This window comes from Bremerella volcania (assembly GCF_007748115.1).
GTDB lineage: Bacteria > Planctomycetota > Planctomycetia > Pirellulales > Pirellulaceae > Bremerella > Bremerella volcania.
This window is the reverse complement of the sequence record NZ_CP036289.1, coordinates 411,802-424,207: the sequence shown is the minus strand read 5'-3', so window position 1 is coordinate 424,207 and position 12,406 is coordinate 411,802. Positions and strand designations below refer to the sequence as shown.

Below are 12,406 nucleotides of genomic sequence, written 5' to 3'. Positions count from 1 at the left end.
CATGGGCCAAGCTACGTTGCTTATTTCCAGAAGCAGTACCTGGCTTACAGCATGCCGCGAGAGTCGCTATGGGGACCGATCAAGTACAACGTTCGGTTGAAAGCGGACTTCGTTTCCGAATATGGAGACGACTGCCAGGTGTACGTGCTCACCGATCTTGAGCCGGTCAAAGATGCGCCCGCCAATCGCCAGGAACTGATCCTGGTCGATAAGTGGAGCCGTGTCGTCGATCGCCAGGTTACGACCGACGTAGGGGCGATCCGCAGTACTCACCTCAGCCCGCAAGATGGTTACGCGATGCTGGAGGTTATCCGAAGCGTTCCCGAGAATCGCCGCCAGGCCGAGATTCTGCACTACCAGGTGACCGCCGAGCAGATCGCCATGGTAAATACCGAAACCCGAGATCTTACCCCGGAATGGGACTGGCACGACGGTCCTCCTCGGCGTCGTCGTAGTGACGATGACCAGCGCGGACGAAACTGGGAAGGCCGTCCTCATTTCACGCCGGAGCAGTGGGAAGAGTGGCATCGTCGCCGTCGGCGTATGGAAGAGCGTAAGCGCGAAACGTCCGACGTAGCCCTGGCCAAGGAAAAGCGAGGCGAAGGCAACGCGGAAGATCAGCCGCGCGAGAAACGTAAGAAGCTCGATGAAGAGGCCAGCGAGGCGACTCGTTCAGAAGACAAAAAAGACATGCAGCGAACGCGCCCCATGCGCTCCGATAACAAGCGATTGCTCGATGTCGGCCGTCTTGGAGGGGCCCGAGATGAAGCAGCCGAATTCGTTTCGACTCCACACTAGTCGCTGGTAAGCCTCGGCCATGTTGTGGACCACGGCTTCTTCCACCTTGCCGCCTGCGCAGTGAATTACCAGGGATATATGCTGCGGGATAAAGAGGATCACCCGGTGCCGGATCTTGGCATCGGTCACCCACACTGCCGCATTCTCGGCCACCGCGAACTCGCCCGGCAAAACAGCGTAGTCGACGTCTTCCAACTCGTGCGGATCTTCGACGCGATCCAGGTCCACCGTTCCCACGAGCCCTTCGACGCAGCTGACCGTCTTCTTTGCGTCGGTGTAGGCCGGAATCTTGGCGAGTTCTTCGGTTAGTCCGTCGATCCCTTCCACGGCAATCGCGGTTCCTCCGACCGCTTGCAGGACTTCGCCAAAGTGGGCGACGGCATCGTCGTACTGAATCCAGTCCTGGTCCAGGCTCGGCAGATCGGCCGATGGAACCAACTGGTTGCGGACCGACTTCAGGATTTGATCTTTGCTGCTCATCGGTCGTCGCTTTTCTTCTTCGCACGTTGGGCGTACTGCTGGCGGAAGCTTTCCGGCGGAGCTTCCGGCATCTCGCGATGACGTCCCCAGGGGTTCAGCGGGTTGTAGATCAGGAAGCGGGGCATCGTTCGCAGGAAGAACTTGCCGATCCCCCCGAGCCAGGCATACAGCTTCGGCCGCTGGAACACGTACGACGCAATCCGCATCGGCAGCGTTTTCGACATCGGCAGTTGCTTCTGGTTTTTCACTTCGGTGCGTAGCGTAAGAAGCTGCTCGTGCAGGTTGATTTTTACCGGGCAGACGTCGCTGCAACTGCCGCACAGCGTACAGGCAAACGGCAGCGTCTTGTGGTGTTTGGCGTCGCGAAGCGGATTGAGAATCGAACCAATCGGTCCCGGGACCGTCGCCGCGTAGCTATGGCCGCCGCTACGACGATAGACGGGGCAGGTGTTCATGCACGCGCCGCACCGAATGCACTTGAGCGAGTTTCGGTAGTCGTCGCTGTTCATGATTTTGCTGCGGCCGTTGTCGACCAGCACGATATGCAGTTCGCCCCCTTCCACGGGACCGTGGAAGTGCGAAGAGTAGGTCGTGATCGGCTGCCCGGTCGCGCTGCGGGCCAAGAGTCGCAGAAAGATGCTGAGGTGATCGGCCTTGGGAATCAGCTTCTCGATTCCCATGCACGCGATGTGAACCTTCGGCAGCGAAACACCCAGGTCGGCGTTCCCTTCGTTGGTGCAAACGACAAAGCCGCCCGTTTCGGCGATGGCAAAGTTCACGCCGGTGATGCCGACGTCGGCCTGGCAGAACTTCTGCCGCAAGTGCTGACGAGCCGACTCGGTCAGGTAGTTCGGGTCGTTATTCCCTTTTTCGGTTTGCAGATGTTCGTGAAACGTGTTGCTGACGTCTTCCTTCTTCAGGTGGATGGCGGGCATCACGATGTGGGACGGGGGCTCTTGCCGCAACTGAACGATGCGTTCTCCCAGGTCGGTATCGACCACTTCGATCCCGTGCTTCTCGAGCCACGGATTCAGGTGGCACTCTTCGGTTAGCATCGATTTCGATTTGACGATCCGCTTCGCCTGGTGCTTTCGCAAAATCTCGAGCACGATCTGGTTGTGTTCTTCGGCATCTTTCGCCCAGTGGACTTGCACCCCGCGAGCGGTCGCGTTCTTCTCGAACTCTTCCAGGTAGTCGGCCAGTTTGCTGACGGTGTGGGCTTTGATCTGCGACGCGCACGATCGAAGCGTTTCCCACTCGGGCAAGCTCTTCGACATGCGGTCCCGCTTTTCGCGGATGAACCACAGCGAAGAGTCGTGCCAATGGGTACGGTCCTGGTCCTGGTTGAACTGGTTGGCGTTAGTCGGGTGATCGTAGCTTTTGATAGCGCTCATTGGGGTACCTCGTATCCGGCGAGGATCTCGGCGATGTGCATGACGCGGATGGGCTGCTTCTCGCGTTTGATCAAGCCTGCCAGGTGCATCAAGCACGACATGTCGCCGGCGGTAAGTACTTGTGTTCCGGCTTGCAGGTGGTCGGCGATCCGGTCGCGCCCCATCGTGCAGCTTACCGCTTCTTCAGAAACCGCAAACGTGCCACCAAAGCCACAACACTCGTCTTTCCGTTTCAGCTCGGCGAACTCGACGCCATCCAGCAGTGCGAGCAGTTGCTTCGGCTTGTTGAATTCCGGAGCGTTCAGTTCGCTATCGCTGGCCAGGCGAAGTTCACGCAGGCCGTGACAGCTTGAATGGAGACCGACCTTGTAGGGAAACTTGACCGGCAGCGAATCAATCTTCAGCACGTCGACCAGAAATTCGCACAGTTCAAAGATCTGCGTGCGGAGCGTGTCGTAATTGGCGTTCTCGTGCAAAAGGTGATCGTAGTGATTCTTCACCATCGACACGCAGCTACCGCTGGGACAAACGATGGCATCGTAGCCCGAGAAGATCTCGACAAACCGCTCGGCCAGCGGCAACGCATCGGTATCGCAGCCGCTGTTAAGCATCGGCTGCCCGCAGCACGTTTGGGCTGCTGGAAATTCCACGTCGACGCCCAGTTGTTCCAGCAGATCTAAAGTGGCCATGGCCACGCGCGGGTAGAGTTGATCGATGTAGCAGGGAACGAATAGGGCGACGCGCATGGTAACCAAAGAACAGGGGAATCGAAGAAGCAAAACCGGGGCAGGCAGATTACAGTATAACCGCTTAGCCGTTCTTTCCGACGCAGATCAACTGAATGCTCGCGATTTTTCCTTGATCGTGTCCGATTGAATCAAATCGGTGACGGAAAACTCTACTCGCATCACGTGTCCCGACCCCTGTTGGTGCTGTGCCGCTTGATGGCCCGACAGAATCTCCAGGCAATCTTGAATCCGCGGGCTGTCGGCCAGATTCCCCGCACCGTCATCGGTGATGGCCAAGCGCAGCCGGTCGTCCTCTTGCACAAGCTCCAGTTCCACGTTCTGTGCGAATCGATTGCGGCGGATCTGATCCAGCGCTTCGCGGACTAGTTGAATTAGCGCGCATTCACACAATGGAGAAAGCCGATCGAACTCGACGTCGTGGTGAAACCGCACGCTGTCGACCGATGCCTGGAAGTGATCGACCAGGCGCTGCAAACTGGCGACGACTCCTTCATCCTGGACCAGCGTCGGCGACAAGCAGTTCATCACCCGGCGCGTTTGATGCATGCTTTCGCGAAGCAGGTCGATCGTCCCATCGAGCGAGTCATCCATGCCGCTGAGGCGTTGGCCGAGCGCTTCCATCTGAAATAACGAAGACGTCAGATTTGGCAAAGTCAAGTCATGTAGATCGAGGGCCAATAGTTGCCGCTCGTGATCCTGATCGGCTTTTAGGAACTGCAGAAAGAACTTGTCTTCCAACAACTGGGCGTTCAGGTGCCGCAGCGTATCAAGCTCGAGCTTTAGCCGTGAATTCTCTTGTGTGGCATCCGTACCAGTTGGGGCAGAATCGGAATTGGTCGAGGCAAGCGTCACCACGGCGGTGAACGTGATGGCGATCGCCAGGATTGCAAAAATCGTTGCTGTGGCTGGACTTGGAAGCAAAGTTGGCACAAGGGATGCGATGAGGCCACATGCCGCGGCTAGGAGACCTAGCGCGGCGATGATGACGCAGCATGTTCGTTTGGCTTGCACCGTGGAATGTCCTCAACCGAGCAGACGAGCGAGGGAAGTTCTTCTGTATTGTTGATAACACCCCGCAACTTGCGAATCAGCCCCTCCCTCAGGTTGCTTGGGTAGTTGCTTGTATATTTTGCCTAAAATACACAAGAACCTAATTTAACCTGACTAGCGCAGCCGTTAGAATCGAACTTTGCCAGTTAAAGCTAATGAATGACCTACTGTTAAAGAGGCGTCGGGTGAGACGCCCTTACGACCTACTTGTTTTCAGAAAGTTTCTGGGGGAAAGATTGATTATGCTCCGTGTTGTTCTCGTACTTACGATGGCCTTCTTGAGCGTTCCGCAACTGGCGGAAGCGGGTCGACGTCACTGCCACGCTGGCTGTGCGTCACCATGTGCAACCAGCTGTGACACTGGGTGTGGCACGGCCTCTTGTTCTTCGTGCGGTGAAGCCGCACCTGTGACTATGGTCGAAAAGACCGTCATGGTTCCTACGACGGTGATGGAAACCCGCACCGTAACCAAGACCGTATGCACTCCCGAAACTCGGGAACAAACCTACAAGGTGTGCAAACGCGTTCCGGAAACCAGCTACGTCACCAAAGAGTACACCGTGACTGTTCCGACTTGGGAAACCAAGGTCGTTGAATACACGGTGAACAAGCCGGTTTACGAAACCAAGACCGGCACCAAGACGGTCATGGTTCCCGTAACCAAGACGAAGATGGTCGATTACTGCGTGAAAAAGCCAGTTTACGAAACCAAGACTGGCACCAAGACGGTCATGGTTCCCGTGACCAAGACCAAGCTGGTCGACTACTGCGTTCGTAAGCCGGTCTATGAAACCAAGACCGGTACCAAGACCGTCATGGTTCCAACTTGGGAAACCAAGCTGGTCAACTACACCGTCTGCAAGCCCGTCTACGAAACCAAGACCGGCACCAAGACCGTGATGGTTCAAGACTGGGAAACCAAGGTCGTTGACTACACCGTCACCAAGCCAGTCTGGGAAACCAAGACGAAGACCACCACCGTGATGGTTCCTCACCAGGAAGAACGCACCGGTACCAAGACCGTTTGCAAGATGGTTCCTGAAACCGTTACCAAGACCCGCTGCGTGGATCGTGGCTGCTGGCAAACCAAGTGCAGCACCGACTGCTGCGGTTGCCCAACTGCCTGCAAGGTTTGGGTTCCTAACGTCGTCGAAGAAGCCTACGAATGCACCGTCATGCGTCAGGTCACCGAAGAAGTGCCGTACACCTACACCGTGTGCGTCATGAAGCCGGAAGAACGTACTCAGACTTACAAGGTCTGCAACATGGTCACCGAGACCAAGCAGAAGGAAGTCAAGCACATGGTTTGCCGTCCAGAAACCCAAGAGTACACCTACCAGGTGTGCAAGATGGTTCCTGAAACGCTGACCAAGGAAGTCAAGCACAAGGTTTGTGTTCCCGAAACTCGTGAATACACCTACCAGGTCTGCAACTACGTGACCGAGACCAAGCAAAAGGAAGTCTCGTACACCGAATGTGTTCCGGAAACGCGTGAGTACACCTACCAGGTTTGCAACTACGTGACCGAAACCAAGCAGAAGGAAGTTTCCTACACCGAGTGCGTTCCACAACAGCAAGAGTACACCTACCAGGTGTGCACGATGGTTCCGGAAACCAAGACCAAGGAAGTTAAGTACATGGTCTGCAACACCGAAACCCGCACCAAGGAAGTTCCGGTTACGACCTACAAGACCGTGTACGAAGACAAAGTTCGCACGTACACTGTCATGGTTCCTCACACCGTGACTGAAGAAGTTCAGGTTCCTGTTTGCAAGATGGTTCCTAAGACCATCCAAGTTCCTGCTTGTGGTACCACCTCGTGTGGTTCGGCTTGCGGCAGCTGCGGTGCCTAAGCTTCGGCTCACGCCTGACGAGTTAAAAACAAAAAAGCCTGAGGTCGAAAGATCTCAGGCTTTTTTCATACGCCGAGCCAACTGACGAACATCAAGTCATGATGCCCCGCATCCCGCCAGGGTAGATCGAAAGACAACTAAAAGCTCTCGGGTCCTAGGTATTCAAACCGGGGCACTTCCTGGCCATCGACGATCACCGATTCGATGAACATCGCCAGCGGACGCACCCACAGGCTTTTATCGCCGTAATCCTTGCGATAGACGACCAGCGGCTCGTCGGTCTCGCTATGCCGCGCCACGCCCAGCACGACGTATAGAGGGCCTTTGTAGTGACGATAACGGCCAGAGGCAATTGACGCTCACGGGAATCCGACATGGGCTGAGAGAGCCTCGCGAAGGATGGGAGGGCAAACCAGTGGGGCCCTCGACCAAAGAAAAGAAAGGGTGGATAGAGGGATTCGAACCCACGACCCCTGGAACCACAATCCAGTGCTCTAACCAGCTGAGCTATACCCACCACAATCGAAGCGACTTATCTTAAATGCCGCCTCGGCTTTCGTCAATTGGCCGGGCCTTCTGATTTCTGCAAAACCAGCCGTTTTAACGGCTTACGTCTAACCGTCGATGACAAACGGGAAGTTTTCGTCTGCCTGGCTATGGGATAGCTCGACCAGGAAGGGGGCCAGGCGGCTGACGAGAAGCTCCATCATGCGCTCCCCTTTTTCGGCCGTCGCCTCGTGAGGATTGCCTGATCCGCTGTTGGTCGTCAGCAAGTGCCAGGGGCGGGTGATTGAAACCCAGCCATGCTCGAGGGCCTCCATCCGCATCGGCCTGGTCGCTCCGGAGTCAGCGTCAAACGATCCATCTGGTCGTCTGGCAACCAGCTCGGGACGATACGCCAGGATCATCGAGGTTTCCATTTCGCCGGCATGATCTTCTTTGTGGGTGAAGATCTCGTGGTATTCTTGCTCGCTGAAGGCCTTAAACCAATTACATAGAAAAACATGGGCTTCCGTTTTTCCGTACAGCTCGCGCAGCAGTGGTTTCATCTCGTTTCCGCCGTGGCTGTTGAGCAGCACGACCTTCTTGATTCCGCTTTGCACCAGGGACTCGACCAGATCGGTAACCACGGCAAACAGCGTCGACGGGTCAACGTTCATCGCCAGCGGAAACTGCCGCATGTTGGTCTCGGTGCCGTAGGGCATCGTCGGCAAAAGAATGACTTTGGCCCCTTGCTTGTGGGCCGCCTCGCAGATCCGCTGGCCGATCTGGGTCCCTTCGTAGTCGTCGGTTCCGTACGGCAAGTGCAGGTTGTGCGGTTCGGTGGCACCCAAGGGAAGCACGGCCACTTCGTATTGGGTGTTCTTCACGTGGCCGTAGTTAACTTCAGAAAGTATCCAGGGACGAGGGGCAGACATCGGCGCGGCTCCAACAGGAAGGAAGGGAAGTGGAGGAGCCATCGATTTTATAGGCCCGCTTAGTGGTGAACCACCACCTTCGGCAGCGATTGCTTTAGACGCTCAACACCCTGCGGCGTGATCCGCGTTTGCCGGGCATCGATCATTTCCAGATCTTTCAAGCCGGCAAGCTTCAACAGCCCTTCGTCGGTGATCTGCGTGACCGCCATCCGCAGGACCTTCAAGTTCGATAGCGAACTTAGATGAGCGAGACCAGCATCGGTGACCGGCGTACCACTGATGTCGAGTTCTTCCAGTGTCTTCAGCTTACCAACAGTCGCCAGGCTGCGGTCGCTGATGTGGGTGGTGGCGATACTCAAATCTCGCAGCGAACGGCAGCCAGTCAGGTGAGCAATACCGCTATCGGTGATGCTCGTTTTGGTGAGATCCAGCCAACGCAATTTCTCAAACGTGCCGATCCGCGCGAGGGCCGCATCGGTGATCGTATCCATGCTGCCAAGTACCAGGTCGGTTGTTGGCGCGCCTTGGGGCAGAGCCAGGATGTCTTCGTCGAAGACTGAGAGAAAGTTCATGTAGAACGTCTCGGTACCTATCCGTCCTCGGTATACCACTTTGTCCCCTAAGGAGTGCACCGTATCACGTCCCAGGTAGATCTCTTTCAAATACTCAATGAATGGCTCACGCCACTTTTGACTTTCGGGGGCGTAGTCTTCTGGATAATCGAGGTAATAGTGGGTGCGGCCTGCTGATTCGCTATAGAGGGCACCAATGTCAGGGCGTTTTTGGAGTTCACTGCGTCCCAGGCTTACAAGTTCAGCGAAGGAAATACGAGAGTCGTCGTTAAAGTATCGATTGCGAGCAAACTGCAGCCGCGTCGCATCAATCCCCCCCAGCGTGACGTACCCGTCGAAGATCCGCAACGACTCCATGTACATCGCCACCCCTTCGATTGCCCAGAAGTTGAAGTTCAGCCCAACGTCTTTCGAGGCACTGCGGTACTCCTGAAACAGCTGATGCGAAACCTCATGATGCCAGGTGGCGTGGGCCGCTTCGCTCTCGTCGTGAAAGAGGTACACCTTCTCTTCGTCGAACTGGTAGATGCCCAGCGTGATGCCGATGCGCGGCTGGACCTGTTCCAGGTAATTCACATATTCGCCGCGCGTCTTGAACAACACGACTTCAAACTTCTTGCGTACCGGGCTTGGCGAGCCTCCGTCGAAGTACCCGGCCAACTGCAGTTCGTTGCTCCAGTACGAAAAGAACATCTGTTCCCAGGCCGAATAGACGATCTCCAGACGCTCCCCCAGCTTCAGGCCTTCCGCCTCGCTGAGGTTGGTCATGATTTGAAAGTGGGGCGTATCGATCTGCCAGAAGCTTTTGGCCGGCCAGCCGAACTTGGGATGCTCGTACCGCGGCTGCTTGGCCCGCGTCACCACGCCTGGGCGTCGCCATGTTCCGTTGACGTTGGCATAACCGAGGATCCGCCGCGCGTCGGTATGGTCGGGGTTCTCGCGCAGCACCTCGTGCAGCGTTTGATACGACTTGGCTCCCTGCTTGGCGATCAGCATTTCCTGAGCATGTTTGTACAGGGCATCGGCATGCTCGTTGCGGATGGAACGAAACTTCTGATACCAGAATTGAACCAACTGCGAGGCGTCACCGTCAGGCTGAAGCGGATCGCTTTCCGGCACCAGGTAAAAAAGGTTTGCCTGTCCGTACCGGGGAACGATCCACTTGCGGGTAAGCTCGGCTTGCTCCGGCAACTTCACCTCGTCGCACTTGGCCGCCAACTCGCTGAGCTGCGCCTGAAACCGCGCATCGATCTCTGCCCGCGACGGCGCTTCGGCTTGCATCGTCACGGCGGAGAGGATCAGGATGGCAGCGGTCGTAAGTTGCAAGGGTATGTTTGGGGAAAGGGTTGTTCCCCAGCCCCAACGGGGCGACATGTCATAGCCAGGGGCGCGAGCCCCTGGAAAGGTGTATAAATCAATCGCGAGCCCCAACGGGGCGGCATAGGCTATGTCGCCCCGTTGGGGGCTGAACTCGCTTTTGGAGATCTCGTACCAGGGGCTCACGCCCCTGGCTATTATACATGTCGCACTTCCAGGGCTAGGATCTGGTAGTCACTAACACTCTAGTGTGACCTCAATCCCGATTCCTTGCCAACTTCTGGCCCCGGCGCATGAAAAAACCGAGCCGGATTATGCTTCTGGCTCGGATTGTTTGGTTTGTAGCGATTTGAGGATTAGCCCTAGCCCTCTCTCCCCTCGCACGGGAAGGGGACAAGATACGCCAGGATTCCGCTTGCTTACTGCTTTTCTTTGTCGAAGGCAGAATCGAACGCCACGTCGCTGGGGGCGAAGTCGATGCTGCGGACGAACTCGCACGATTCTTCCGCACCATGCAGACGATCCATGCCGCTGTCTTCCCATTCGATGCTCAGCGGGCCGGTGTACTTGATGTCATTCAAGGCGCGGATGATTTCTTCAAAGTTCACGCCACCGTGGCCAGGGCTGCGGAAGTTCCAACCGCGGCGATGATCGCCGAAGTCGATGTGGCTGCCCAGAATGCCGCTACGGCCGTTGAGCGTCGTGATCGCGTCCTTGATGTGGACGTGGTAGATGCGGTCGGGGAAGTAGCGAATGAATTCGACCGGGTCGATCCCTTGCCACAGCAGATGGCTTGGGTCGAAGTTGAAGCCGAACTCTTCGCGGTGACCGATCGCATCAAGGGCCTTCTCGGCGCTGTAAATGTCGAACGCGATTTCGGTCGGGTGGACTTCCAGGCCGAACTTGATGCCGCATTCGCCGAAGACGTCCATGATCGGATTCCAGCGATCGGCGAACAGCTTGAAGCCGTCGTCGATCATCTTCGGAGGAACCGGCGGAAAGCTGTAAAGCAGGTGCCAGATGCTGCTGCCGGTGAAACCGTTGACGACCGGCACGCCAAACTTCTGAGCTGCCCGGGCAGCGTTTTTCACCGCTTCCGCCGCGCGGTCGTTCACACCGGCCGGATCGCCGTCCCCCCAAACCGAGTCAGGCAGGATCGCCTTGTGACGCTCGTCGATGATGTCGCAAACGGCCTGGCCACATAGATGCGTGCTGATCGACCAGCACCCCAGATCGTACTTGTCCAGTTGTTCGCGTTTCTTGTCGCAGTAGTCATCTTCGGTGACGGCGCGGTCCACTTCAAAGTGGTCCCCCCAGCAGGCCAATTCGAGACCGTCAAAACCAAAACCTTTCATGGTCTTGGCCAAATCGTCCAGTTTCATATCGGCCCACTGGCCGGTGAACATCGTGACTGCGCGGGCCATGCCGTGCTCCTTTGAGGGGTGAAAAACGCGTCGATGGTATGTCAATAAAAAAGTGTGGCAAACCACAGAACCGGTTATTTTGTCCCTTCCCCTGGATCGTTGCAACCACTTAGACACCGCCAGTAAGGGAATTCCAAGGGTAACGATTCTGCCAATTCCCCGGCTGCGCGCCAGGCGAGTGCTACAATTGAGTCGTGAACGAGAACCGAAACGGAGCCAGGCATGACTCAACTGCGCACGCTATTAACGACCTTGATCCTCTTTGCGTTTCCGGCGACGGCCTGGGCCGATCATCGCGTGACGCTCGAGGTGATCACCGAGAAAGGTCTGTCGATTACGGCTCTGCAAGAGTGGACTCGTCTGCTCAACGACAAGGGTGCCGACTCGGTCAAGCTGCGCACGGGCCGCGATGGCGAGAAGGTCGGGATCGAGGAAGTCAATCTCGGGCGTAGCCAATCGTATCGCGTGACGGCCATCCTGGGACGCGATCAAACGCTGCACATGCCCGATGGCAAACGCTTCACCAAGCGCAATCTGGGTGAACTGCCGCAGTGGTTTCAGCGCATCAAAGTGGGTGGCGAAGACGAACTGATGCGTCAGCCGGAAAGTGACGGCATGACGCGCGCCGAGCGCAATGAAGTCCTGGCGAAGCTCTCCAAGCCGCTCGATTTTAGCACGAAGGACCAGCCGCTGGCCGAAACCTTGGGGGCGGTTCGCGAGTTGACCGGGCTGAACTTCAGTGCCTCTCCGGCGATGATTGCCCAGGTAAAATTGCTCAAAGCGAAGGACGAACTCAACGGCTACTGCGCCGGTACGGCCATGGCGATCCTGCTTCGTGCGCACGGCTTGATCGTCGTTCCCAAACGCGAGATCGGCGGCACCGTCAATCTGCATGTGCTGCCCATGGCAGCCAGCGACGATGGATGGCCGGTCAGCCAACCGCTCAAGCAAAGTCCAGCCGATACGTGCCCGGTTTTGTTTCAATTCATCGAGGTCGAAATCAATCGCACGCCTCTTGAGAAAGCGCTCGGGGCGATCGGCCCCCGTTTGAATACGCCGATTTTCTTCGATCACTACAAGATCGCCCAGGACAATATCGATACCAACGTTGACGTTCGCTTTCCCAAAGACAAGACGTTCTACAAGAAGATTCTCGATCACATCCTCTACCAGGCATTTCTCGGGATCGACCTGAAAGTCGACGAAGCGGGCAAACCGTTTCTGTGGATTACGTCCGCTAAACGAGGCTGATCGCCAGAAAAAGTTGCCAGCTTGCTTGGCGGCGTGTATAAAATAACGCAGAAGTGCGGCTGGCAGTGGAGTTCGGTCGCTGGTCTTCCCTCCTTGTTCT

At 56.7% G+C, this 12,406-nt stretch carries 10 protein-coding genes and 1 tRNA gene; 2 read left to right on the top strand and 9 right to left on the bottom strand.

Features of this window, described 5'->3' with window-relative positions; translation table 11 throughout:
* Positions 1-672: 672 nt before the first annotated feature.
* The 4 genes from Pan97_RS01765 to Pan97_RS01750 all read right to left on the bottom strand — a co-directional run bounded on the left by Pan97_RS01765 (position 673) and on the right by Pan97_RS01750 (position 4,432).
* Positions 673-1,278, bottom strand: a complete 606-nt coding sequence (locus tag Pan97_RS01765) for a LutC/YkgG family protein (RefSeq protein WP_144970189.1) — start codon at positions 1,276-1,278, stop codon at positions 673-675.
* Entirely contained in the window at positions 1,275-2,672 is a 1,398-nt protein-coding gene (locus Pan97_RS01760; RefSeq protein ID WP_144970187.1) for a LutB/LldF family L-lactate oxidation iron-sulfur protein, read from the bottom strand. Before Pan97_RS01760 ends, Pan97_RS01765 begins: the two co-directional genes overlap by 4 nt.
* Positions 2,669-3,418, bottom strand: a complete 750-nt coding sequence (locus tag Pan97_RS01755) for a (Fe-S)-binding protein (protein WP_144970185.1) — start codon at positions 3,416-3,418, stop codon at positions 2,669-2,671. The genes Pan97_RS01760 and Pan97_RS01755 overlap by 4 nt, the downstream gene beginning before the upstream one ends.
* A gap of 87 nt (positions 3,419-3,505) precedes the next feature.
* Positions 3,506-4,432, bottom strand: a complete 927-nt coding sequence (locus tag Pan97_RS01750) for a sensor histidine kinase (protein WP_144970183.1) — start codon at positions 4,430-4,432, stop codon at positions 3,506-3,508.
* Positions 4,433-4,884: 452 nt separating this feature from the next.
* Between Pan97_RS01750 and Pan97_RS01745 the strand changes: the two genes are divergently transcribed.
* Positions 4,885-6,324: a hypothetical protein gene (locus Pan97_RS01745; RefSeq protein ID WP_241676459.1), complete on the top strand. Its 1,440-nt coding sequence runs from the start codon at positions 4,885-4,887 to the stop codon at positions 6,322-6,324.
* Positions 6,325-6,461: 137 nt separating this feature from the next.
* Here the strand turns inward: Pan97_RS01745 and Pan97_RS01740 are convergent, their stop codons facing one another.
* The 5 genes from Pan97_RS01740 to Pan97_RS01720 form a co-directional block, all read right to left on the bottom strand.
* Entirely contained in the window at positions 6,462-6,677 is a 216-nt protein-coding gene (locus Pan97_RS01740; protein WP_144970179.1) for a DUF1653 domain-containing protein, read from the bottom strand.
* 90 nt (positions 6,678-6,767) lie between these two features.
* A tRNA-His gene (locus Pan97_RS01735) sits at positions 6,768-6,841 on the bottom strand.
* Positions 6,842-6,938: 97 nt separating this feature from the next.
* Complete coding sequence (locus tag Pan97_RS01730) at positions 6,939-7,742, bottom strand: creatininase family protein (protein ID WP_144970177.1); 804 nt, start codon at positions 7,740-7,742, stop codon at positions 6,939-6,941.
* A gap of 59 nt (positions 7,743-7,801) precedes the next feature.
* Positions 7,802-9,640 carry a leucine-rich repeat domain-containing protein gene (locus Pan97_RS01725; protein ID WP_165698563.1) on the bottom strand — a complete coding sequence of 613 codons (1,839 nt, stop codon included), beginning with the start codon at positions 9,638-9,640 and terminating at the stop codon, positions 7,802-7,804.
* 410 nt (positions 9,641-10,050) lie between these two features.
* Complete coding sequence (locus Pan97_RS01720; protein WP_144970173.1) at positions 10,051-11,055, bottom strand: sugar phosphate isomerase/epimerase family protein; 1,005 nt, start codon at positions 11,053-11,055, stop codon at positions 10,051-10,053.
* A 222-nt stretch (positions 11,056-11,277) separates the two neighbouring features.
* Here Pan97_RS01720 and Pan97_RS01715 point away from each other — a divergent pair, with 222 nt between their 5' ends.
* On the top strand, positions 11,278-12,306 hold the full coding sequence (locus Pan97_RS01715; RefSeq protein ID WP_144970171.1) for a hypothetical protein: 1,029 nt from the start codon (positions 11,278-11,280) through the stop codon (positions 12,304-12,306).
* Positions 12,307-12,406 lie beyond the last annotated feature (100 nt).